General features: G+C 56.1%; 16 protein-coding genes, 3 tRNA genes and 1 pseudogene. 4 read left to right on the top strand and 16 right to left on the bottom strand.

From position 1 onward, the window contains the following. Positions 1-53 precede the first annotated feature (53 nt). Positions 54-129 (top strand) — tRNA-Asn (locus CGLAMM_RS06040). A 256-nt stretch (positions 130-385) separates the two neighbouring features. Here CGLAMM_RS06040 and CGLAMM_RS06045 read toward each other — a convergent pair. Next, entirely contained in the window at positions 386-736 is a 351-nt protein-coding gene (locus CGLAMM_RS06045) for a hypothetical protein (protein WP_394820160.1), read from the bottom strand. Between the two features lie 435 nt (positions 737-1171). Here CGLAMM_RS06045 and gpt point away from each other — a divergent pair, with 435 nt between their 5' ends. From gpt to CGLAMM_RS06060, 3 genes are all read left to right on the top strand, one after another. After that, positions 1172-1654 (top strand): xanthine phosphoribosyltransferase, encoded by a 483-nt coding sequence (gpt, locus tag CGLAMM_RS06050; protein WP_394820161.1) that lies wholly within the window; start codon positions 1172-1174, stop codon positions 1652-1654. Between the two features lie 57 nt (positions 1655-1711). After that, positions 1712-1788 (top strand) — tRNA-Pro (locus CGLAMM_RS06055). A gap of 12 nt (positions 1789-1800) precedes the next feature. After that, positions 1801-1877, top strand: a tRNA-Arg gene (locus tag CGLAMM_RS06060). A gap of 138 nt (positions 1878-2015) precedes the next feature. Here the strand turns inward: CGLAMM_RS06060 and CGLAMM_RS06065 are convergent. From CGLAMM_RS06065 to murC, 15 genes and pseudogenes are all read right to left on the bottom strand, one after another. Then, positions 2016-5135 carry a type ISP restriction/modification enzyme gene (locus tag CGLAMM_RS06065; protein WP_418115548.1) on the bottom strand — a complete coding sequence of 1040 codons (3120 nt, stop codon included), beginning with the start codon at positions 5133-5135 and terminating at the stop codon, positions 2016-2018. Positions 5136-5138: 3 nt separating this feature from the next. Next, a pseudogene (locus CGLAMM_RS06070) lies at positions 5139-6971 on the bottom strand (restriction endonuclease); the annotation flags it as partial. 258 nt (positions 6972-7229) lie between these two features. After that, positions 7230-8600, bottom strand: a complete 1371-nt coding sequence (locus tag CGLAMM_RS06075) for a DUF2142 domain-containing protein (protein WP_394820163.1) — start codon at positions 8598-8600, stop codon at positions 7230-7232. 71 nt (positions 8601-8671) lie between these two features. Beyond that, on the bottom strand, positions 8672-9634 hold the full coding sequence (locus tag CGLAMM_RS06080) for a glycosyltransferase family 2 protein (protein ID WP_394820214.1): 963 nt from the start codon (positions 9632-9634) through the stop codon (positions 8672-8674). 284 nt (positions 9635-9918) lie between these two features. Continuing rightward, positions 9919-11268, bottom strand: coding sequence for a hemolysin family protein (locus CGLAMM_RS06085; RefSeq protein ID WP_394820164.1), 1350 nt, complete (start codon positions 11266-11268; stop codon positions 9919-9921). A gap of 91 nt (positions 11269-11359) precedes the next feature. Further along, positions 11360-13405: an NAD-dependent DNA ligase LigA gene (ligA, locus tag CGLAMM_RS06090; protein WP_394820165.1), complete on the bottom strand. Its 2046-nt coding sequence runs from the start codon at positions 13403-13405 to the stop codon at positions 11360-11362. Beyond that, complete coding sequence (gene recN / locus CGLAMM_RS06095) at positions 13402-15120, bottom strand: DNA repair protein RecN (protein ID WP_394820166.1); 1719 nt, start codon at positions 15118-15120, stop codon at positions 13402-13404. The genes ligA and recN overlap by 4 nt, the downstream gene beginning before the upstream one ends. 79 nt (positions 15121-15199) lie before the next feature. Then, positions 15200-16075, bottom strand: a complete 876-nt coding sequence (locus tag CGLAMM_RS06100; protein WP_394820167.1) for an outer membrane protein assembly factor BamD — start codon at positions 16073-16075, stop codon at positions 15200-15202. A gap of 73 nt (positions 16076-16148) precedes the next feature. Beyond that, entirely contained in the window at positions 16149-17153 is a 1005-nt protein-coding gene (lpxC, locus tag CGLAMM_RS06105) for a UDP-3-O-acyl-N-acetylglucosamine deacetylase (RefSeq protein ID WP_394820168.1), read from the bottom strand. Positions 17154-17347: 194 nt separating this feature from the next. Next, positions 17348-18787 (bottom strand): cell division protein FtsZ, encoded by a 1440-nt coding sequence (ftsZ, locus tag CGLAMM_RS06110; protein WP_394820169.1) that lies wholly within the window; start codon positions 18785-18787, stop codon positions 17348-17350. 281 nt (positions 18788-19068) lie between these two features. Beyond that, entirely contained in the window at positions 19069-20445 is a 1377-nt protein-coding gene (ftsA, locus tag CGLAMM_RS06115) for a cell division protein FtsA (RefSeq protein ID WP_394820170.1), read from the bottom strand. Positions 20446-20481: 36 nt separating this feature from the next. Further along, complete coding sequence (locus tag CGLAMM_RS06120; protein ID WP_418115487.1) at positions 20482-21486, bottom strand: cell division protein FtsQ/DivIB; 1005 nt, start codon at positions 21484-21486, stop codon at positions 20482-20484. Then, positions 21483-22430: a D-alanine--D-alanine ligase gene (locus tag CGLAMM_RS06125; RefSeq protein WP_394820172.1), complete on the bottom strand. Its 948-nt coding sequence runs from the start codon at positions 22428-22430 to the stop codon at positions 21483-21485. Before CGLAMM_RS06125 ends, CGLAMM_RS06120 begins: the two co-directional genes overlap by 4 nt. Beyond that, positions 22427-23323, bottom strand: a complete 897-nt coding sequence (gene murB, locus CGLAMM_RS06130; RefSeq protein WP_394820173.1) for a UDP-N-acetylmuramate dehydrogenase — start codon at positions 23321-23323, stop codon at positions 22427-22429. Before murB ends, CGLAMM_RS06125 begins: the two co-directional genes overlap by 4 nt. Beyond that, positions 23320-24756: a UDP-N-acetylmuramate--L-alanine ligase gene (murC, locus tag CGLAMM_RS06135; RefSeq protein ID WP_394820174.1), complete on the bottom strand. Its 1437-nt coding sequence runs from the start codon at positions 24754-24756 to the stop codon at positions 23320-23322. Before murC ends, murB begins: the two co-directional genes overlap by 4 nt. Between the last annotated feature and the right edge of the window lie 11 nt (positions 24757-24767).

Below are 24767 nucleotides of genomic sequence, written 5' to 3' on the forward strand. Positions count from 1 at the left end.
CAATTTGAGGGCTTTACCAACGACGAAGCTTTCGCTAGATAATCGGTCGCTGGTCCCGAATAGCTCAGTTGGTAGAGCAAGCGACTGTTAATCGCTGGGTCGTAGGTTCGAGTCCTACTTCGGGAGCCACTTTTTCAATCAAAAACGCAGTGTTGGCAAGGGTTTTCTGGACGTCGCTTCTCGTGCCCGCCTTATGAGGCACGGCCAAGCCTACGCCTCACCTTTGCGCCGGCTTGACCGCGCCTTTCATGCCATGTTCTTGCTCAATTGCGCGACAGCGATGCCGGGAGAGGCATAGCGGGGCGCTCCCGGCACCGTAACCCTTTACATAGAAACGGCGCGTGCTCTGCATTGGCAGATCTTCGCGCCCGACAGTGTGTCCGTTTTAATCCTGCGCGACAGCGAAAGCGGTGAAGCCTTGATTGACATCTGTCTCGATTGCGACTTTCCGATTAAGCATATAGGCATTCACGATCGCGGCGTAACGTGCGGCATTCGGGGCGTAATTCGGATTGATGGAGAGGCAGTAACCTGTGTTGGTCGCGTCATCCATGAAGAGAATATTTGCCACTTCCCATCGGTCATTGAACTTCAACTCCGTAAAACGGCCCGTATATTTACCCGCCGGCAAACTTAGTGACGGGCAGTCTATGGAAGGTGCATCCGAAGCGGATGCAGCCGACACATTGGTGGCGAGGATTGCCCCGAGCAACAAGATGTGGATCATTTTCTTCATTTTACCAATCCTTATTATTATTTGTTCTTTTTGATGAATGGCACCATCTTCCAATAATAGTCGGCGATAAAATCTCGCGCCTTTAAAAATTTTTATTATATCTTTATGACTGGTTTATAAATCGTTTATTTTTTTCCTTAACTAATGGAAAACAATAGTTTTGTATAAGCGGTAAGATTTATATTAAATTTCATTCCATTTTGTCTTTTCTGAAGACATTTGAACCGTCGGCGATTAAGGTTCCGGCGTGAGAAATCATCGATTCCACATGTCGGAATGTGGGCTCCGGTCCCCCGCACGGGCTCGCAACACAACGTGCGTCCCAAAAAGGAGATGAGTGCGACGTTGCTGGGGGGATGATCGACCATCTTCCTTTCTTCACGCGTGAAAATGGCTTTAAAGTGGGGCGTCGGCGTTTTAGAGGATGTGATGCGTATGGCGACCGAGTATTTATCCATCACTTGGGACCAACTCCAGGCGGATGCGCGCCGTCTTGCGCGTGCTCTGATGGGCGCGCCACCTGTCAAAGGCATTCTGGCCGTTGCGCGGGGTGGCCTGATACCTGCCGCCATCATTGCGCGGGAGCTGAATATTCGCCGCGTTAAAACCATCGCGGTGGAAAGCTATGAAGGTCCACGGGCAGAATCACGCGGCGTCGTCCGTGTGCTGGAGCAACCTTTTCTTGAAGAGGAAGGCGCGGGTTACCTCATTATTGACGACCTCGTCGACACAGGTGAAACGGCGCATGTCGTGCGGGAATTATTCCCGAAAGCCACGTTTGCCTGTCTTTACGCCAAACCTTTAGGGCGGTCGCGCGCGGATTACCATGTGCGTGAGGTTGGGCAGGACATCTGGGTGCTTTTTCCGTGGGATATGGCGCCCGCTTTCAGCCCGCCTCTGATCGAGACGGCAAAATGAAGTTTTTTCGATTTTCCCATTTCGCTTAGGCGTTGTTTGCGTTAGGTTGCGCGCGTTCGGGGCGTGGCGCAGCCTGGTAGCGCGCTTGTTTTGGGTACAAGAGGCCCCCGGTTCGAGTCCGGGCGCCCCGACCACTAGAGAGCTTTGCGCCCTTAGCTCAGTTGGATAGAGCAACAGCCTTCTAAGCTGTGGGTCGCTGGTTCGAATCCAGCAGGGCGCGCCAATCCTCACAAAAATATGCCGCTGCCTTTGGGCAATAATCCAACGGTGAAAATCTACCCGCCGGGAAGCTGACGCGCGGCACTTCTGGTCTCCTCAATGACGCGGCCAGGGCAGGGGGGGCAAACCCCGGCCGCTCTGCCTAAACATCCAAAATATCAAGCGGGGGCAGGTTGTTCACGATTTCCATCGTCTCCAGACTGAGGGTGATCACCCGCAAAAATAATTCGAGTGGATAGCGCGGGTTATGCATCGTCTCAATGGCCCAGTCATTGGCATCATTGACGATCCCGCTGGCTTTATCCGTCTTGACGCATTGGCGTTCAACCACCCAGTCCAAAGCGGGTTTGCCGTTGACGACATATTCATAGGCTTCAAGTGGGATTTCCGTGACGGTGATGCGGTCATTATAATGCAGAACGGTTTTGTCCTTGCCTTTGCCATATTTCATCTGGGTCACGCGGTAATCTTCAGGGGTGAGATGCCGCTCCCCTTTGTCAATTTTCACCCCTTCATAAATGGGCTGACGATCAAAATGAACATGCATCTCACCCAATCGACGCCCCGCCTCTGAAAAAGCCTTGAAAGCCTCGAACGTTTTCACGCGCGGGATGCGCGGTAGCTCTTTACGAAGCGTGTCTGCGTAACGTGCCCGGTAATCAGGGGAATGGAGGAGCCCGTAAACGTAATAGAACAAATCTTCCTTAGAGATGCTATGCCCCGGATAGGCCTCCTGAAAATGCTTCAGCCCCTCATCCGTGATCGCGTCCCGGCGGGTTCGGGTTTGCGGCGCTTCGTTGAAGAACAGGTCGTTGCTTTTGCCCGAGGCGGGTTTGGGGTTGTCGTAGATGAAGAGGGGGAAGCATTGGCCGCCGTGTAAAACGTGAAGGTCATGCACCGAAGCTGACATCAAGGTCGAGAATGGTCGATCCTCTCCCGGATTTGGAAGTCCAATTATCAAATTCTCCGCCTGCGCGTCAGGAAACAGGCGCGGCATTTGGTAGACGCGCTCGTTGAGCTTACGATCGTAGTAGAGCCATTGATGAAAGAAGGGACGATATAAACCGCTGACAATATTTTTCAAATTCAATTCGATATCTCTACCGTTACATAAGCTCCGCTTTAAGTTGTGAGTCCAACTTATTTTTGTCTGATCGGAAAGTAAGAGGGAGCCAATAGCCTGCTCCTTTTTTTTCTTGTTCGCCTTGGGCAAAGCTCGATCAAGGCGAACTAATTCAGACACATAGGTGCTAATCATTGAGCGTAGACTTTTTACCAAATTGGGTTTGGACGAGTTCCAACACCAAGCATCTCTATTCGTCGCCACACCGAGAGAAAAATTTGTGAAGATGGCTGCGTTGCTGCCTTTTTTATCACCGATAGGAATAAACTTCTCAAAGCTGTCATCTCTCTGACGGAACCAATCGCCATGAGCGTCCGGGGTGATGATGCGCCAAAGACCGCTTTCGGTGAGGCCCTTGACGCTGCTCAGCTCTTGTATTTTTCGAAGTTTCTGTTCTCGCGTCAAATAATCGCCAATGTCATGAAAAAAAATGCGTCCTTGCTCGCCCGCTTTCGGATTTTTTACCAAAATGGAGATGGAGGGCGGAACCATGATATCAAAGATGTTGCCACCTTCTCTTCTCGCAAAATCCCCGGACTTCCCGAGGATCCCTCCTCGCAAATGAATAATGAAGAGAGAAGAGTACTCCTCAACAAGACATTGACGAAGCCCGTCCGCCGTGTTGGCTTCGAGGAAACCGGCATTGGTTACAAAGCCTAGTACACCGCAATCACCGATGCGATCGGAAGCCCAGCGTATTGCGCGAATATAGCTGTCGTAAAGAGATCTTTGCGTGATTGTCGTTGAGCGCAGGGCATAAGTCTCCCTTATCCGGCGATCCAATTCTGGGTAAACGACATTGCGATTATTGTCGTTTTCGCTCTTTTGACCTATTGAGTATGGCGGATTGCCCATAATGACCCGGATATTGAGTTGCTTCTGCTTTTTGATGCGCTGATTATTATCTTCCAGCGTTGGGCTGACCAGGTCATGCGGCTCATTAAGGCGAAACGTATCGGTCAGGCAGATGCCTTCGAAAGGCGCGTGTTGGCCGTCCATTAAATCGGAACAGCTTGCTTCGATATTGACGGAGGCGATGTAATAGGCCAGCAGGACAATTTCATTGGCGTGCAGCTCGTGCCGGTATTTATGTGGCAGCTGATCCTTCGTGATCAATCCGCTCTGAAGCAAGCGGGTGATGAAGGTGCCGGTGCCGGTAAATGGGTCCATGATATGGATGCCAGGACTGCCTAAACTCTGCCCGAATTCCTGCTTCAGCACGTCATTGATGGAATGAATAATAAAATCCACGACCTCCAGAGGGGTGTAGACAATACCGAGGCGCTCTTTGATGCGCGGAAAAGCCTGCTGAAAGAAGCTGTTATAAAGCTCCTTGATGATTTTCTGTCGGCTATAAGCTGTGTCGATGCCGGACGCACGCTCGCGAACGCTTTTATAGAAAGAATCAAGGCGCTCGGATTCCTTATAAAGGCTGTGTTTCTCAAGCGCGCCCAGCACGGATTGCATGGCTCTCGACATCGGGTTGTCTGAAACGAAATTATGCCCTTCAAAAAGCGCTTCAAAAACCGGGCGTGTGATTAGATGCTGCGCCAGCATCTCAATAATTTCTTCCCGTGAAATGCTGTCATTCAGCTCGGAACGCAGATCTTTCGCGAATTGATCAAAGGCAATGCGCGGCTGGGTGTTTTCCGGGTTGTCGAGGATCGTCGTGATGCGGGTGATGTGCGTCTGGGCGATTTTGGCAACATCACCGGCCCAATCTTCCCAATGATGGCGGTTGCCCACTTTTTTGACAATTTTTGCATAGATGGCGCGCTCGATTTCCCCCACTTCATATTGCATGATGTCTTGACGCGGGTCGTTCCTCTCGGTGCGGTTCCCGATATTGAAACTTGAATGAGCCTTCTGCGCGGCTCCGCTCGACAGGGCCTTCGTTTTCGGCGTGATTTTATTCGTGACGGCCACGACCTCCATCCGGGCCGTGTCGGGTCGCGCCTGAAGGTCCATTTTATTGATCATGTTGTCGAAGCGGTCATCATGTGAGCGCAGCGCCTGGAGGACCTGCCAAACCACTTTGTAATTCTCGTTCTTATCAAGTGCTTGATGCGCCTCGACACCCGCCGGGATCACGACGGGCAAAACGACATAACCGCGCTTTTTACCGGGCGCATTGCGCATGACGCGCCCCACAGACTGCACAACATCGACCTGAGAATTACGCGGTGTAAGAAACAGCACAGCGTCAAGTGCGGGCACATCCACCCCTTCGGAGAGGCAACGCACATTCGACAAAATACGGCATGTTTTCTCAGGCAGCTCGGATTTCAGCCAGGTAAGTTTGCCCTCTTTCTCACTGGCGATCATGCCACCATCGACGTGCTCAGCCTCACAAATCAGGCGGGCCTCCGGTTCGATATCCTCTTTCTCCTGATATTCCTCGACCACTTTCTGGAACATCTCGGCGATCTGTACTGAGCTGACTTTATGCGCGCGTCCCTTGTAGTCAGGTGAGATGACCTGACAAAATGCGACGGCGCGTTTCATGGGATCCGGGTCATCCAACCCATCCTGCGTAAGCCCAATCTTGGCCAGCGCTTTCCAACACCCCACGATTTTTGAGGCATCAGACACGGTGAGACCATTTTCAGGATCATCAAGGAGTTTCTGGACGGCGCGGCTGACCGTCTCTTCATCGACCGCAAGGACGATCACCTTATAATCGACGAGAAGCCCTCGGCGGACGGCCTCAGAAAAGGTGATGACGTGAAATTCCGGACCGTAGAGTGCGACGTTATTCATGCCGTAAACAATGGCGCCCTCTTTCTCGGCTTTTTCCTGCGCGACATCGCCATAAATACGGGGGGTCGCGGTCATATAAAGGCGACATTTGCCCCTCAGGTAAGCCTGATCGTGCACCTTGACGAAGGCACTATCCTCCTCGATTCCCACGAAAGTCACGCCGGTTGTACGATGGGCTTCATCGCAGATGATGAGGTCAAAATCTGGAAAGCTGTGATTTTTCTGAGCTTCATGGATGCGGGCGATGGAATGATAAGTGGCGAAAACCACGGTCATGTGTTTGCTGTCGTGCCGCTTGTGATACGCGTTGGCGAGGCTGAAGGGGTTGGTCGTGGCGGGGTAACGAAGCTCATGCGTTCTGATCTTCAATTCATCGTCGTTGGATGCTCTCTTCTTGCCGACATCACTGTCAGAGCAGACAGCGAAACTATAGAGCGGCACATCGCTCTCCTGAGTCCATTCCGTCAGCGTTTGAGAGAGGAGAGAGAGGCTCGGCACCATGAAGAGGACGCGCCCTCCAGCGCCGACCTGTCTCTCGGCGATCTTGAGGCTGGTGAAGGTTTTCCCTGTCCCGCAGGCCATGATGAGTCGGCCCCGGTCATGCGTTCTGAAGCCGTGCAACGTCCTGTTGATGGCGGTCACTTGATGCTCCCGCGGCGTCTTTTTATTGCGACGATGCGGCACAAGTTTTGGCTTGTAATGCGACCAGTCGATAACGCTCGTGTCAAGATCGAGGAGATCGATTATACTGACTGGCGTATGTTGGTCTGCAAGTGTTGCTTCAGCGTTGCTGTTCCAAAGGTTGGTTGTCGCAACGATGAGACGACGTGAAAACCAACTCTTACCCGATGCCGAGAAAAAAGTGTCTATATCTTTTTTTGAAATCATGTGGTCGGGGGTGTAGAATTTACATTGAATAGCGTGTAATTCCGCCGTACCGTAAGTCTTTGCGACCAGATCAATGCCGGTATCCTTGACCGGATGACCATTTTCCATGGCCCAATCCTTGTAAGTCCAGACTGACTCGTAGAGTTCCTTGTAACTCGGTTCATTACGAAGGTAACTGACGACAAGCTCTTCAAAATAGGCGCCTTTTTCACGCTCGGTGCGGGATGAAATACGCAATGAGTCAAGCAGGTTGGAAAGATCAGACATCACCATGGCCTTCATGAACGGAATTTGCATTCGAGCCCGGAGTGTTAGACGACTGCTCATTCCACAGCTTTGATGGCTGCCTGGGTTTTGCTAATTTTTTCCCTCATGAAAATTGCATTTGAAAATGCGAGGGCTCACTCCTTTAAAAGGTATTTCTTCGAATTTTTAAGTCGAGGTTCACAAATATATTGTCGAATGCTTCTAACTTAAGCGAAAATTTCTGTGTCGGGAAGCCATTTAGCGTGTCTTCAGGTCATGTTGAACGCCGGTCTCCCGCGCGCTTCAACCTCCCGCGCGAGGAAGATCGGCCAAGCGCCCTTAGACAGGCAGGGCGAAATTCAGTGAAACAAGCGTCCAGAGCGTGATGACAAGTGAAACGGGTAGAAACACGTAGGTGACAATTTTTTCTGCGCGCTTGAGATATGGGGAAAATTCTCCATTGAGGAAAAACAGGATCGGCACAAACATCATGATGGCTGTAAAATACCGTCCATTGATCCCCCAGATATTGTCATCACCGACCGCGTCCCAGGTGAGATAAATAGACAGGCTCACGAGAAAAGCGCAGAGCGGAAAATTCAGGAACATGAGGATGAGCGGCACTCTTTTCCCCCGCGACCTGACGATAAGGGCGATGAAAGCGATAAGAAGCAGTAGAAATGCGGCGCCCACAATGACGTAATAAAATATCGGCAGCCAGGCGCCACTCCAACGGATCGTGCCGATGGATTGCGCCAGCATGGCCGCACCATGTCGCGTCACCGTATTATATGTGATGCTGAAAATCTCTAATGGGTGATGGAGAAGATAGGCGATTTGTCCTGAGACATCTGATCGCCCCACCCATGACGGTGTGATGACGGGCCGGATGCCGATAGCACCCCAGAATATTGTCGGGATTAAGGACAGGGCCGTCCATGACAGGATTTTTCTGAAGGGGAGGGCGAGGAGAGGCGTCGTCAGGATGGGGAATAAAAGGAGGGAGACATAAGGCGGCTTGGACGCCACAATAATGGAGGTCACCGCAAAAAAGAGGATCAGACCCGCCCGCTTCGTTTCATACGTCTCAGCCTCATAAGCTTTGCATATTGCGGCAGAGGCGAGCACAGAGAAAGCGATGAGCAGCGCGTCGTAGGAAATGGAAGCGTAAGAGAGCAACACCTCCGGGACACTTACGACGAAGAGAAGGAGAAATCGCCGATTCATGGGGATTATCATGAGGGCAATAAGTGTGATGATGAACGATGTCACCGCGGTGAGAACCCGCATCAGATGCATCGTATTGAGGAGTGAGAAGTCAAAGATCCGGGAAATATTGATAGCAACCGCATCCGGCAGATAAAAAATCGGCTCATAGATGACAGTGTTTGGAAATTGGCTGTATTCAGTAGGGCCCCTGATCGTATCCGTTTGCGCCTTGACGTGGGCGCTTTCAGGCACTTTCCAATGTCGGTCGAAAAATCCGGGGAAATAAGCGGCCTGATCCTCTTCAAGACTTACGAGACCCTCTCCGCCACTGCTGGTCGCACTCACTTTTTTACCGATGAGCTGGCCATGCGCGATCTGAAAGGCGCGCCTGAAGTGATTGCCGGAATCAGGCTCCATAAAGGGGAGTTCAGCGAAACAGAATAAGAGGAGAAAGCAGGCTGTCAGAACGCCATAAAGCGTGATTAGAGGAGAAAGCTTCATCAATGTCCCACCAAAATGCGATAATCAAATCTTGCGATTGAGTGGCGCGGGTTATTGACGGTACCGCTTGATCATTTATCCATCCATGCCGGTCCGGGAAGGGACAGGTAGCGCGTGCGTTTCTGCTCCTGACGCGCTAGGGCCACACTATCCAGGATAAGGGCGCAGGTCATGGATAAGGCAGCCATAATCTCAAACCCTGTTGCTAGAAGAGCGGAAGGTAAACGTAAAACGAATCCCGTCTTAAAATAAGTATAAATGATGGGTGCACCGAAGACGAGTCCGATCAGCGCAAAAATGAGAGCCAGAAGTGAAAAGAAAATAAGGGGTCTTTCCTGTTTACATAAATTGACAATTGTTTTGAGGATGATAATGCCGTCAGTATAAGTCCTTAATTTTGAAACTGAACCTGGGGGGCGTTCAATATACCGCGTCGGCACTTCCCCGATCGGCATGCCGAGTTCCAACGCATAAACCGTAAATTCAGTCTCCGTCTCAAACCCTCCGGCCAGAGCCGGGAAAGATTTGACGAAGCGGTTTGAGAAAACCCGGTAGCCCGAAAGCATATCTGATAGGCGCCGGCCAAATATCGTCGTGACCATCGCGGTCAGGATTTTATTGCCCCATACATGTCCCGACCGATAGGCCGCCTTACGATCCGTGACGCGTGCGCCATTGACCATATCCAGGCCCTCGCGCATCGCCTTCTGCAACATTTTGGGCGCGCTGGCCGCCTCATATGTGGCGTCACCATCTACAAGAATGTAGTAATCAGCATCAATATCGGCAAACATGCGCCTGATGACATGGCCCTTGCCCTGAAGCTTCTCCGATCTCACAATCGCGCCCGTTTTCCTTGCGACATCGATTGTTTTATCGGTGGAATTATTGTCGTAAACATAAATCTCCGCGTCCGGCAGGGCCTCCTTGAAATCCCTGACGACCGTCCCAATCGTAATTTCTTCATTATAACACGGTATGAGGACCACGACCCTCGGTTGGGAAGGCGTGGGCTGCGTGGCTGTTGTCAAGATTTAACCTCATTCGCATCGCCGGATTTTAAATCCGCGTGGAAAAACTATTTCCTATCGCAACCTCTGATGGAAGTGGAAAATAGTTTACAAATTCTTCGAACGTCGTTTGATTATTAAACTAATCAGATTTTTTTTTTTGTCAATTTGTGATGCAGAGTTTTGGCGTTGGGTTCTGGCGCGAAATAAGGCGAGAATTGCCGCCGTCAGCGACATTGCCCGGCGCACGGGCCTTGGCGCGCGCGCTCCGGCATGGGGCCTTCGCAACGATTTTGGCGGACATATTCTCAGTAAGTTGAGGTGGTCGCGTCAGAAATATTCGGCGCACGCGATACGAGGAGCTGATTGATGCGAAACCCATCAACACTCACAACTTCAAAGCGGAAACCCGCCGCTTCAATGTGGTCCGCCTTGCGCGCCATGCGGCGGAGGCGATGCATGACAAATCCGCCAATCGTGTCGAACAACTCCCGATCATCATCCATGCCGTTAATATCGAGTTCACGAAAGACGTCGCCGATCGGGGCTGCGCCATCGATAAGCCAGGAATTTGCATCGCGCCGCACGATGGCCTGCTCTTCAAACGGGCTGGCAAGCCCGTCCATCAATGCGCCCGTAATGTCTTTAAATGTGATCAGCCCGACAATCAGGCCATATTCATTGACGATCAGTGCAAATCCCGCATTGTGAGCGTCAAATTGCGCGAGTGTGTCCCAGAGATTCAACGTCTCCGGCAGAGTCAAAACGTCACGTCGAAGATTTGATAGAAGATCCGACTTCTCCGTGCCGTTTTTCTTTAAAGGCGCTTCATCGACGGCGGCCGCAAGGATATCCTCCGCGCGGACGGAGCCGATAATGTGATCCAGCCCGCCGCGACAGACAGGGTAGAGGGAATAAGGTTTGGCGCGCACCTTGTCGCGCTGCTTTTCGATCCCCTCATTGACGTCGAGGAAGACAATTTCATCCCGAGGCGTCATAGCCGACGTGACGGAGCGATCCTGCAATGCCAAGACGTTCTGAATCAGTTGATGCTCCTGCTTTAGGAGTGCACCTGACGCGGTCCCCGCGGCGAGGATGGCGTTGAGATCCTCCTCCGTCACATTCTGGACGGTGGAGGCGGCGGGGATGCGCAGCAGATTGAGCAGAAAGTCGGAGATTTTCGTGAAAAGCCAGACAGCGGGGTAAAGCAGCTTCAGCGCGAGCGTGAGAAACACACCCATACGCAGCGCGATACGGTCCGGGTCATTAATCGCCACGCGTTTTGGCAGCAGGTCCGCGAAGAGCACGAATAACCCGGTGACCAATATGAAGGATAATGCCGCCGCGCTGCGTGTGCTGATGTCGATACTGATGCCCAACTGCATGAAAACACTGGCGAAGGCGGGCGTCAGAAGCTCACTCGACACGACACCGCCCAGAACGCCGACAGCATTGAGGCAGATCTGCAGAACGGTGATGACCTGCCCACTATTGCGCCGCAACTTCAGAAAAGTCTGCGCCCGGCCATCGCCCTGTTCCGCAAGGGAACGCAGGCGCATCTCCCGCGCTGCGGCGAAAGAAATTTCCGACAGGGAGATGAATATAGAGACAGCGATCAAGGCAAGCATTGACGCGGCTCCGAGTAGAAACAGCGTCATCGAAATATCCTTACGCTCAGGTTAAGTGTACATCGCATGGGACCACATTCTAGCCTTTGAAATATGACGCTGCCAAGATAAAACGCATGTCTCACAATCCTGCACGGCGACGCCATTCAACTTCATCGATTTGCTCGATACCGAGTTCCTGCGCTTTTTTAGCCTTGGAGCCGGCCTTTTCACCTGTCACGACAAGGTGTGTTTTACTTGAGACACTGTCTGACACTTGCGCGCCCAGGCGCTCCGCAATGGCCTTGGCCTCCGGGCGTGTCAGCGTCATCAGCGTGCCCGTGAAGACAATCGTCTTGCCTGAAAAAGGTCCTTCCTGCTTTTCCGTAGCGGGGGTGATGTCAAGTTGCGCCCGCAAATCCTCAATTGTCTCCAGATTACGTGGCTCATTGAAGAAATTGACGAGTTCCAACGCGATCGCGGTGCCGATCCCCACAATGGAGCCCAGCGCAAGACGCGCATCCGACCCAATGATGGCGGCCTCCCTCATCGCCTGTCGCCAGGTCTCAAAATCCCGATAATGCCGCGCGATAAGTTGTGCGTTGCGCACACCAATGCGCCTGATGCCCAATGCGTAGATGAAACGCGCGAAGGGGATGACACGTCGCGCGTCAATCGCGCGGAAAAGATTATCGGCAGAGAGATCGCCCCAGCCCTCAAGCGCCACGATCCGGTCGCGATGCTGCGCGAGTCTGAAAATATCGCCGGGCTTCTCGATCAGGCCGAGTTCAAACAACTCGTGAATGCTGCGTGTGCCCAAACCCTCAATATCCATCGCCGCGCGGGACACGAAGTGAATGAGGCGCTCAATGATCTGCGCCCTGCAGGTCAGCCCCCCCGTGCAACGCAGCACGGCTTCCCCTTCGGGTCGTTCCGCCAGCGCACCGCAAACCGGGCAATGGGTCGGGAAAATGAATTTCTCGCCGCGCGCGCGGTCCTCCTCTACACGCGCGACGATCTTCGGGATAACATCGCCCGCGCGCTCGATGCGCACGAGGTCACCGGGTCGCACGTCCTTACGCTCGATTTCCTGTTCATTATGCAATGTCGCGCGTGACACGATGACGCCGCCCACATTGACGGGCTCAAGATGGGCGGTTGGTGTCAATGCGCCGGTTCGGCCGACCTGGATCTCAATGGTGTTGAGACGCGTCACCGCCTGCTCTGCCGGAAATTTCCAGGCTGTGGCCCAGCGTGGCGCGCGGCCGACAAAGCCCAAACGGTTCTGCAGGGCCAGATCATCCAGCTTGATGACAACGCCATCAATGTCATAAGGCAGGGTGGCGCGCACTTGACCGATTTTCTCCACTTCCGCCGCTATGTCGGAGGGGTGTGACAAGCGCAGCCGTAAGGGATTCACGTCGAAACCCCATTTTTGCAGTTTTTCAAGATAATTCCAATGCGTCGCCGCGACGGGCGCTGAAGCGAAGCCCTGCGCGTAAGCAAAGAAGGATAATGAGCGTTCCCGCGTGACTTTTGCGTCGAGCTGCCGGAGGGAGCCGGCTGCGGCATTGCGCGGATTGGCGAAGGGGCGTTGTTCCGCGGCCTGCATGGCCTCATTTAAGGCGAGGAAATCATCTTTACGCATAAAAACTTCGCCGCGAATTTCGAGCTCATCAGGCGCGTCATCGGGGAGAGTGGTCGGGATCTGATCGATCGTGCGAATATTTTCCGTGACATTCTCACCAACCGTCCCATCGCCGCGCGTGGCGCCCATGACGAGTTGTCGGTTCACGTAAGTCAGATTAATGGACAGGCCGTCAATTTTGGGCTCTGCAACAAATTGCAGGCCGCGAAAATCCTCGTCGGAAAGACCTAGAAAGCGGTTAATGCGTTCAAGAAACTGCTCAAATTCCGTCTGGTTGAAGACGTTATCAAGCGACAACATGGGAACTCGATGTTCCGACTTGCGAAACCCGCTGGAGACCGGCGCGCCGACACGCTGCGTAACGCGGTCCGGCTTGCAGAATTCGGGGTAGGCCGCCTCAAGTTCCAAAGCTTTTTGCCGTGCGGCATCATATGTGGCGTCATCAACGACCGGTGCGTCGTCCTGGTAATAAGCGTGATTCCATTCTTCGAGTTGTTGTTCGAGCCGCGCATATGCCTCGCGTGCTTTCTCCGGCGTCATTTACCTTGTCCCAATAAACTATCGGCAGCCCCGCGGGCGGCCTCGGTCACTTTTTCACCGGCAAGCATACGTGCCAGTTCCTCCCGGCGTTCCTCCGGATGGAGACGGTGCGCCATGGTTCCCGTCCGATCCTTCGAAACATTTTTCACGATGCGGTAATGGTGATCCGCTTTCGCGGCGATCTGCGGGCTATGCGTGACGGAGAAGACCTGGACGTTTTTCGCAATATCGCTCAGTCGCTCACCGATCGCGGCGGCGGTGGCCCCGCCGACCCCGGCATCGACTTCATCAAATACCAATGTTGTCATGTCCGAACGCGCCGCAAGCACCACTTTAAGGGCCAGCATGATTCGGGAGAGTTCACCCCCTGAAGCGACCTTACCCATCGGGCCGGGCGTCTGGCCCGGATTCGTCGCGATCAGAAACGAAATGCGCTCTTTACCGCGCACGCTCCATTCCGCCTCGGGGAGGGGCTGGATCGCGACTTCGAATCGCGCGCGTTCAAGTTTGAGGGGGCGGAACTCGGTCTCGATTGCGGTTTTGAGGGCCAGGGCGGCTTCCTGACGGGCATTTGACAACCGGGTGGCGGCTTCGTCAAAAGCTCGCCGCGTGTCCCGGACATTTTGATGCAACCGGGCCAGCTCCAATTCGCCGATATCCAGCGTGCTGAGCCGCGCCTGTAAATCGGCGAGAAATTGCGGCAACTCCGCAACCGATACATGATGTTTGCGTGCCGTGGCGCGCAGGGCGAAGAGACGTTCTTCCGTGGCTTCCAGCTGCGCTGTGTCAAGCTCACTTTCCTGCGCAAGGCGGGAGAGGAGTGTTTCCACCTCCGCGACGGCCTCCTCCGCTTTCTCCAGCGCGATGATGACTTCCTGCCCTTGCGCCAGACGCGGCGAGGCTGGGGATGCCGCGTCGCTCTCCGCCATGGCGAGGCGGGAGAGGGCGCGACTGGCTGCGCGCAGGGCGGTGGCGGGGCTGTGATTGCGGCGGTCGCGCGGGTTGAGCTCCGCAAGGGCGGCATTGACCGCCTCAATCTGTCGCTCTTCCCGCTGAAGATTTGTCCTCTCCGAGACGAGTTCTTCTTCCTCAGCCTCCTGAGGGGCGAGGGTGGCGAGGTCACTTACGGACTGCCTCAGCCATGCCTCCTCCTCCCGCGCGGCTTTCAGGCCTGCCTCCGCCATCTCTGCTGCGGATTGTGCGGCGTGATAGGCGTTGTAACTTGCCGCGACCTGCGCCAGCAAATCTGTCGGGATACGAAAATGATCGAGAAGATCCCGATGCAGGGAGGTGTCGGTCAGGGTGATCTGCTCGTGCTGTCCCTGAATTTCAACAAGTAGCGCGCCAAGCCGCTTCAGTAACGCGCTGCTGACCGCACGGTCGGAGATGAAAGCACGGGACTTGCCATCGATGGAGACGACACGGCGAAGGATGAGAGGCTCCTCGTCCGGGGCAATATCCACGCCATGTTCCTGAAGCAGGGTGAAGGCGGGGTGCGATTCATGGATCTCAAATGTCGCGGAGACGGAAGCCTGCGCCGCACCATGGCGCACCAGCCCCGCCCGTGCACGGTCACCCAAAGCGAGGCCAAGACTGTCGAGCAGGATTGACTTGCCCGCGCCCGTCTCGCCGGTGAAAACCGTCAAACCATTTGCGAATTTCAGATCAAGCTTTTCGATAAGGACAACGTCGCGAATGGAAACTTGCGTCAGCACGAAAGCCGATCCTTATCCCTTGCGCGCGCATGGGCGGCGCGCCCCTCGACTTTCATACGCATCGGGAGGAGGAACCGTTTTAAAAAATCCAGTTCCATGCACGCTTGAAGAAGTTCGGACGTTCTATTTTCGGGGGGACGGTGCCCTCTTTCGTGATCAGGCCATAATAGCGCAACGTGTCATAAGCGCGCTCATACCATCGGCTGCGCGGGTAGTTGTAACCAAGAACAGAGGCCGCCTTGCGCGCATCATCCGTGAGGCCGAGCTGGAGATTGACCTCCACCAGGCGTTCCAGCGCTTCGGGCACGTGATTCGTCGTCTGGAAATCATCGACAACGCGTTGATAACGCCCGATCGCCGACTCATAATTGCGCTGCTTCTGATAAAAACGTCCGACGAGCATTTCCTTGCCCGCAAGGTGATCACGGCACAGATCGATCTTGAGTCGCGCATCGCGTGCGTAGGCCGTCTCAGGGTATCGTGTCACAACCTCCTGCAAAGCGCCGAGCGCCTCAATTGTACCCTGCTGGTCGCGATCCACCGTGCCGATTTCCTCAAAGAAACAAAGCGCGCGCAGATAATAGGCGTAAGCGGCGTCCGGGCTGGTGGGGTGAAGGAGGAGGTAGCGCTCAAGCTGCTGAACCGCCTGCGGGTAGGCATTTTGCAGATAGAAGGCATAACCCTCCATCAATTCGGCATTACCGACATAGCCCGAATACGGGTAGTTCTGCTGCAAAGCCTCAAATTGCTCACTCGCCAGCTTGTAGCGCCCGGCATGCAAGGCATCGATGCCGTAATTATAAAGTGTCTCCGGGCTGCTGACCGTTTTGGGGGCAGGCGCGTCGTCATGGTGAGCGCACGCCGCAAGGGCGAGAGCACTCAGGACGGAACAGGTCACAACGCTGGAGCGCGCCCGCTTGGCGCTTCGAAATTGAAAATCGATTTTCACGTGCATGCCGACTCTTCCGGTGATCTGAAATCTTATAGCATGCCTCCGCTATTGCGGAAGCCCCAACACGCAACGAAAACTAGGCGACGGCGTGAAGGGGGGCATTGGCGCCATGAAGGGGCGATATCGCGCGCCAATTGGCTTTATCAGCGAAAACGGCACGAAGGAGCCGGTTGTTGATTTCGTGCCCGCATTTATATCCGACGAACTGCCCCTCGATTGGGGCGCCCGCAAGATACATGTCCCCGATCGCATCGAGGATTTTATGTCGGGCGCATTCATCCTGATAACGAAAACCCCCTTCATTGAGGATTTTGGCGCCATCGACCACAACAGCATTATCGAGGGAACCGCCTTTCGCCAGACCGGCTTTGCGCAGCGCCTCGATTTCCTTCATATTGACAAAAGTGCGGCTGTCACAGATGTCGCGGCGGAAAATAGCTTCCGATAAAGTGATGTCCCGATGCTGGAATCCGATCGCCTGCGCGGAGAAATCGATCGAGACGCTCAGGCTGAATGCACCATCCTGCGGTCGCAATTCAGCAAATGCGCCATGCAGCCCTGTGACACGCACCACGCGTTTGACGGAAATGATCGGGCAGGGTGATCCAAGATTTTGTCGCCCCGCACACCGGATAAGAAAATCGAACGCGGCGGAAGAGCCATCAAAAACAGGTGTTTCCGGCCCATCGAGCGTAATCAGCGCATTTGTGATGTGATTGGCATGGAGGGCTGCCATAAGATGTTCAATCGTGGCAACGCGAATATGAGGCGCATCCGCAATCCCGATGACGGTGCTCAAGCGTGTGTCAATGACATGGTCAAAAAGGGCGGGGATGAGGGGGGAGCCCGGAAGATCCGTGCGCTGAAAGCAAATGCCGAAACCTGCGGGCGCCGGCAGAAGCGCAAGATTGACTTCATGCCCTGAATGAAGCGCCACGCCACGGCAATGAATGGGGTTGGCGAAACTCGTCTGAAAACGAAGGGAACGATGACCCTGCCCGTGACCATGACGGTCTGCAGGGGAGAGCGTCGCGTCGAGGTCGCGTGCTTCCTCAGATGGCGAACCGGCCAGACCGTGCATGAGATTCCCCTCAGGAGTAGTTGGTGCGCCAGGGCGCAGTCTTTCTTTTACGCCGTGAGGGTGGCGCTTGCCAGTCAAGCTTTGTTGCCAAATGTTACGTTGCCGGGGGATCTGAAACCATTTTCTTAATGGCATCCAGGGTGAGAGAGGGCCTTTCACGTGTCAGAACGCGCTGGGCCCTCCCTGTTGCGACTTCAACGATCCCGACGGAGGAAAGCGGGGATATCGAGCGCTTCATCATCATTCGGGTCAAGCTGTGCCTGGCCCGGCTTGAAATCGGCGCGCTCCACAATCGTCGGCTCAGCCCGGACGGGCGGCGCGTCTGAAGCGCCATTCGGCGTCGGTCTGCCACGCAGGACACCTGTTACCAAACCCATAAACCCGCGGGAATGCGAGGGCTCAGGCGCTGGCTGCGCCCCTGAGAAAAGCCCCGAACGCGGGGAGGGCGCACGCACCGGCTCGGTAGGGCGCAATGGTGCGGCGGTAGGGCGCGTTGGTTCCTGAGAGGTGGAGGGCGGCGGCGCGACATTTCCGGCTGTGTCGGCATGACGCTCTGACGCGTCATCGCGTTTCCCGTCACTCGTGCCCGCCTCAGATGGCGCCTGGGCCGCGGCTTTCTCAGCCTCTGCGGCGCGCGCCGCCTCCATCGCGGCGGCGGCCTTGGCCGCGTCAATACCGGTCGCAACGACGGAGACGCGGATACGGCCATTCAATTCCGGATCAATGGCCGACCCCCAGATGATCGTCGCATCTTCGGCGACTTCCTGCCGGATGCGCTCCGCCGCCTGATCGACTTCATAAAGCGTCATGTCGTCGCCGCCTGTGATGTTGATCAGCAGCCCGCGCGCCCCGGCCATCGATGTATCATCGAGAAGCGGATTGGAGATTGCGTCATTCGCCGCCATCAGGGCACGGTCTTCACCCTCCGCCTCACCTGTGCCCATCATGGCCTTGCCCATTTCAGCCATGACCGTGCGGATATCGGCGAAGTCGAGATTGATCAGTCCGGGCGCCAGCATTAGGTCCGTGACGCCGCGCACACCCATATAGAGCACCTTATCCGCCATTTTGAAGGCTTCACGCAACGTTGTGCGCTCAGACGCCATGCGGAAGAGATTCTGATTGGGGATGACGATCAGCGTATCGACATATTGCTGCAATTCAGCAACCCCGGCATCAGCCAGGACCTTTCGTTTCTGCCCTTCAAAAGCGAAAGGCGTGCTGACAACCCCGACCGTCAGGATTTTACGTTCACGCGCCATTTTCGCAATCACCGGGGCCGCGCCTGTCCCTGTGCCGCCACCCATACCTGCCGTCACGAAAATCATGTGGGCGCCTTCAATGTGGCGGGTGATCTCATCCGCCGCTTCCTCCGCTGCGGCGCGCCCGATTTCCGGCTTTGCACCGGCGCCGAGGCCCTGCGTCAGATGTGGCCCTAACTGCACCCGCCGCTCAGCCTTGGCATTGGCCAGCGCCTGGGCGTCCGTGTTGGCGACCACGAATTCCACACCCTGAAGTTGCATCTCGATCATGTTATTGACGGCATTCATCCCGCCGCCACCGACGCCAATAACCGTAATTTTAGGAGAAAAATCGGAATGGGTGAATTGCGGGGCGGTGAGATTGAGCGTCATTTGGAATCCAGAGCCAGAATCGGGTTTTCGAAGTATCAATTTTTGGCGGGGAGCGCATCCTCGCGCGCACTCGCGTCAAATCTTTGAGGCCAGTCAGACCATTTATAAAAGGTCCTGCTTACTTGAAAAGGCTTTAAAAGGTGTTCCAATAGTAAACTCCCATTCAATCAAGCAGGCAAGGCGTGGCGGGCCTGACTGCCCTGCGCGTGTGCTTTATGGCCTTGTGGGGCGCGACGCGCGCATGAAGTTTGCCAATAAATGACTCACCTCTCGGACTTGAGTCATCCTCGTAATCTTTGAATGAAGCGCAACAGAGCGTGCTGAGTTCGCGGCTCAGGTGAATAAGCGTCCTTGAAATTTGCATCAGCCCCCGTTGCCCAGGCCAATAAGCCTGATGCCGTGGCGAACCCGGCCGCATTTGCGCCCGTCTCCGGCAGGCCGGAAATATGCATGGGTCGCCCCAATCGAACCGGTCGATTCAGGATGCGCGCGGCGGTCAGGCCCAGCCCTTCAAGGAGTGAGGCCCCGCCCGTAATCACCACCCGCTCCCGCGAGGCGCGTCCGAAACCGGCCTCCGCAAGACGGTCACGCACCAACTCCAGCGTTTCTTCCACCCGCGGCCGTATGGCGGTGACGAGGCGTGCGCGCGAGACGCGATTAAGTGAGCCGGTGCGCTCCCCGATCAGCTGAACCGGAAATGTGTCCCGGGAGTCTTCAATTGCGACATCGGCCGCGCCATATTTTGTTTTCAGACGTTCCGCCTCATCCAGTGAGACGGAGAGGTAACCTGCCAGATCGCGCGTGACATGCAGCCCCCCCACCGGGATAAAGCTTGTATGCAGCAACGCGCCCTCACCAAATACGGCGATGGATGTCGTCCCACCCCCCATATCAATCACGGTCGCACCAAGGTCACGCTCATCCTCCGCCAGAACGGCCAGGCCGGAGGCAAAGGGCGCGGAGACGAAATTGCGCACTTTAAGCTCCGCACGTGAGACGGCGGAGGTCAGGGTCGCCAGTGCATTGGAGGCGGCGTCAACAACATGCAGCCGCGCCGTCAATTGCTCACAAAGCTGCCCGCGCGGGTCAACGAGCCCGCCAATATCATCGACGATAAAACCGATCGGCATGGTGTGGATGACGGTGCGCCCCTCCGCCACGGCGCGCATCTGACCTTCCGCCACAACGCGTTCCATATCCGCTTCCGTGACGTCCCTTCCGCCGATCGGCATGCGTGCATTGTAAAGGTTGCTCGTCGGCTGCCCGCAGGAGAGATTGATGGTGACCTCATCCAGGCGGCGATCAGCGGCCTCTTCCGCTTGGCCCACCGTCGCGCGAATGGCGCGCTCCGCCTCCGCGAAATCAATGACCGTGCCATTTCTGATGCCGTGGGACCGCCGCCAACCATAGCCGAGGACGCGCAACATGCCGTTAGTTTCCGCGCGCCCGATCAAACATGTCATTTTTGTGGAGCCAATATCCAGCACGCCGAAAACGCCGGGGCGGACGTAACGCGGCGGCGGGGGCTCATCCATCGGCGGCAGTGAGAGGATTTCGCTTTCAGCACGGCCTGAAGACTTACGCGCGCCCGAACGCTCCTCCGGCGGTACGGCGGTGCGGTTTGAAAGCATAACGGGTTTCTGCGGATTATCTGTCATGATGTTGCGTCGCGCTCAGCCAGTCTCATCAAGGCGTCAGAGGGAGAGGAAGCGTGCGACCCGAAAGGGGCGGCGCGCGGGCGGTGCCGGAACGCTGTCGCCATGCAGGGATTTTTCGGGCGGACGGCTATCAGGCGGCGTTTTTCCGGGGGCTGCATGCTGCGTCTTCAAGAGATCCTGCGCCACATGATTGCCGACAGACGGGGATTGCGGCAGGCGGATCACCATGCGGTCAGGGAGACGCATATCGATGAGGGGGACGGGGCGTTCAAGCAGGCGAAATTTCTGCTGGTAAAGTGTCAGGCGCTTTAACGCTTCCCGCTCATGCCCTTCCGGAAGATAAATCTGCGTGCCATCTTTAAGTAAAAGCGTCCAGCGACGATGTCCCACCCGGATGGAAGCCGCGACGAAGGGCCGGACGGTCGGCGCCTCAGCCAGTGCGGCGAGGAAATCCGGCGCGGCCTTATCCGCCCCGTCACCCACCACAAGTGGGAGTGACATAAACGCCCGAACATGGTCACGCAGCCCGAAAGCATCGGCGATCTGCGCCCCATCCCGGTTGATCAGCATGAATTTGCCTTTGATCTGCCAGATGGCCAGCGGGTCCCGTTCCTCAAGCACGATGCGCACGGTATCGGGCATACGCCGCTGCACCGTGACATTTGAGACAAACAGCAACGCACTCAGACGTTTCTGCGCGTCCGCAATCGCAAAACTGAAAATAGGTTTCCCGCGTGCTGCGCCTAAAGCTTTTTCCACTTCCGCCCGCGATGTCAGTCGCGCACCGATAATATCAATGTGGTTAATGGGTAATAAAGTATGGTCCTCCAGCCAGGATCTGAATATATCGTTCCGCGACTGAGAGATTTGCTGAAAAAAAAGGTAACCGCACCCGCCCAGCACCGCGACGAGGAGTGCCACAAAAATAATTTGCGGCGCGGTACGCCGGACGCGCCGCAAAAACATCGCGATGCGTGAAGGGCGGTCCTGAAGATAGACGTCGCGCGTCGGCGGTTTCCTCTCTGACCGTGCCCTCGTCATCCGCGCACCTTGCGTCGACCCCAGGCCTCCTGAACGATCCAGTCACAGAGTTGAGGAAAATCCATCCCGCAATGGGCCGCTTGCTCGGGCAGCAGCGAGGTCGGGGTCATGCCCGGTTGGGTATTGACTTCAAGGATGACCAATGCGTTTTCCGATCGCGAGTCATCATATCGGAAATCCGCGCGCGTGGCGCCGCGGCAGCCGAGCGCGGCGTGGGCCTCTCGGGCATAGCGCAGCGCATCTTCAAAAACCCGCCCGGGTATGTTGGCTGGCAGACTGTGCCGGGACCCGCCCGCCGCATATTTGGCGTGGTAATCATAAAACCCGTCCTGCGCGGACTCAGCCACGATGTCCGTGACGGTCAGGGGCCGCTCTCCCAATACGCTGACGGTTAACTCCCGCCCCGGGATGAAGGCTTCAGCCAGCAGAACGTCGCCATAGGTCCAGCTTGACGCAATATCCCGTCGCTGCATCGCCGCGTCATCACCTTTGATGACATGCACTCCGAAGGACGAGCCCTCCGCGACGGGTTTGACAACGTAAGGCGTTTCAAAAGGGTGGGCGGCGGCAAGTTCTGCCGGAGTGAGGAGTCGTCCCGGTGCGATGGGAATGCCGGCCGCCGCGAAAATCTGACGCGAGGCGGCTTTATTCATCGCGAGAGAAGAGGTGCGTATATCGCAATGCGTGTAGGGCAGGTCCAGCCACTCCAGCACGCCTTGGATTGCGCCATCCTCCCCCAGGGGGCCATGGAGATTATTGAAGACAACATCCGGCGTGCAGGCCCGGATTTCAGTGATCGTGGCGGCGATGTCCGCACTAACATCAATCAGGGTCGTGGCATAACCATGCGCTTGCAGACCCTCCGCCACGGCGCGGCCGCCTCTCAGGCTGACATCTCGTTCATGGCTGATGCCACCATGCAGGATCGCGACGTGAAGGCTCATCGCGTTTCTCCTAATCTTTTAATTTCCCACTCAAGCTGCACCTGCGCATGGTTCTGGACTTTTTGTCGCACCGTCTCGCCGAGCGCTTCAAGGTCCGCACTGGTAGCGTCACCGAGGTTAAGGAGAAAGTTACAATGTTTTTCACTGACTTGCGCGCCCCCATGCCGAAGGCCCCGGCACCCCGCTGCGTTAATCAACGCCCAGGCCTTCTGGCCTGTCGGATTGCGGAAGGTTGACCCGCCTGTCCGCGCCCGGACGGGTTGACTTTCGTCGCGTTGCGCTTTGATCTCAGCCATGTGGGCGCGGATCTTGGCGGGTTCCGCGGGCTTGCCGCGCAGGGCGACGCGCAGCACGATGGCGCCCTCCGGCAATGTCGCATGTCGATAGGAAAATTTGAGGTCGGCATGGCTCAGGCGCTGGATATGGCCCCGCCGGTCCATGATTTCCGCCCAACTCAGAACCTTACTTGTGTCGGAACCGTGCGCGCCGGCATTCATGATGACGGCGCCGCCAATGGCGCCCGGTATGCCAATCATGAATTCCAATCCCGAAAGCCCCCAGGCGGCTGCCTGCTCGGAGACTGTCGTATCGAGAGCGGCCGCACCGGCAATCACCTCATCAGCCTGACGCATGACCTGCGCAAACGCGCCCCCTAAACGAATGACGAGCCCTTTAATGCCGCCATCGCGAATGATCACGTTGGAGCATGCACCCAGCACCGTGACCGGGATGCGTGGGTCAAGCTGTCGGAGGAGCTGCGCGAGATCCTCTCGATCCGCCGGTGTGAAAAGCGCCTCAGCGTTTCCCCCCGTGCGAAACCAGCTTCTCGGACCGAGGGGGGCATCAAATTGCAGGCGGCCCCGGACTTTGGCCTGTCGGAGGCGCGACATCATCCTGAGACAGCCTTGATCGCTTTTTTAGGGGACAGCGCTTCAAGCTGTGACGGGAGGGCCTGGGCCCAGTGGGTGATGGACCCTGCGCCGAGACAGACGACAAAGTCACCCGGTTTCGCGATGACATTAATCATCTCAGCCAGATGCTCCGGCCCCGGCAGAGGCACAACCGAGTGGTGCCCGCTGGCCCGCAAGCCCTCGACCAGCGCATCACGGCCAAATCCCTCGATAGGCTGTTCATTCGCGGCGTAGACATCGGCGATGATGACGGTTGTGGCGTCATTCATGCAGGTGCAGAACTCATGAAACAACGCCTTGAGGCGGGAATAGCGATGTGGCTGCACGACGGCGATGACGTGATGCGCCCCGGCCTGACGGGCCGCGCGCAGGACTGCCGCGATTTCTATCGGATGGTGGCCATAATCATCGATAATGGAAACGCCATTATGTTCCCCCACCCGGGTGAAACGCCGTTTGACGCCCCGGAAGCTCGCAAGGGCGGAGCGAATCGTGTCGTCGCTGATATCCATTTCCGTCGCCACGGCGATCGCGGCGAGGGCGTTCAGGACATTATGCTGACCCAGCATCGGCAGGCGGAAAGGCCCGGCCCGCCGCGTCACTTTACTGGCGCGATTGGAGACGACCACCTCAAATGTTGCGCCAAGGCGGTCCGCAACAAGCTTCTCCGCCCGGATATCCGCCTGCTGACTGAAGCCATAAGTGATGATGCGGTGATCGGAGAGGCGCGGAATCATACGCTGCACCTCCGGGTGATCAATGCATAAGACGGCGAAACCATAAAACGGAATATTGGAGATAAACTGATGATAGGCCGCCTGCATGGCCTCCTCATTTCCCCAATGGTCGAGATGTTCCGGGTCCATATTCGTGACGACAGCAATAACAGCGGGGAGGCGGAGGAAAGACCCGTCACTTTCATCCGCTTCGACAACCATCCAGTCCCCGGACCCCATGCGGGTATTTGTGCCATAAGCTTCGATGATCCCGCCATTAATGACGGTCGGGTCAAGGCGAGACTGCTCAAGCACCGCGGCGACGAGGCTGGTTGTGGTCGTTTTACCGTGCGTGCCGCCAATCGCGATGGACCAGCGGAGGCGCATCAGTTCCGCCAGCATCTCCGCCCGGCGCACGACCGGAATATGGCGCTCCCGCGCGGCGACGACTTCCGGGTTGTCCCGCCGCACGGCGGTTGACGTCACGACAACCTGCGCGTCACCCAGATTTTCCGCTGTGTGGCCGATCTCAATATGGATGCCCTGATCACGCAGGCGCAGTACATTGTTGTTTTCCGCAATGTCGGAGCCCTGGACCTTATATCCGAGCAAATGCAGAACCTCGGCGATGCCCGACATGCCAATGCCGCCAATACCGACAAAATGCAGGGTGCCAATCGAGAGGGGAAGCGCGCGCATGTCAACAAGCT

The sequence above is a fragment of the Sorlinia euscelidii genome (genome assembly GCF_036452135.1).
GTDB classification, from domain to species: domain Bacteria; phylum Pseudomonadota; class Alphaproteobacteria; order Acetobacterales; family Acetobacteraceae; genus Sorlinia; species Sorlinia euscelidii.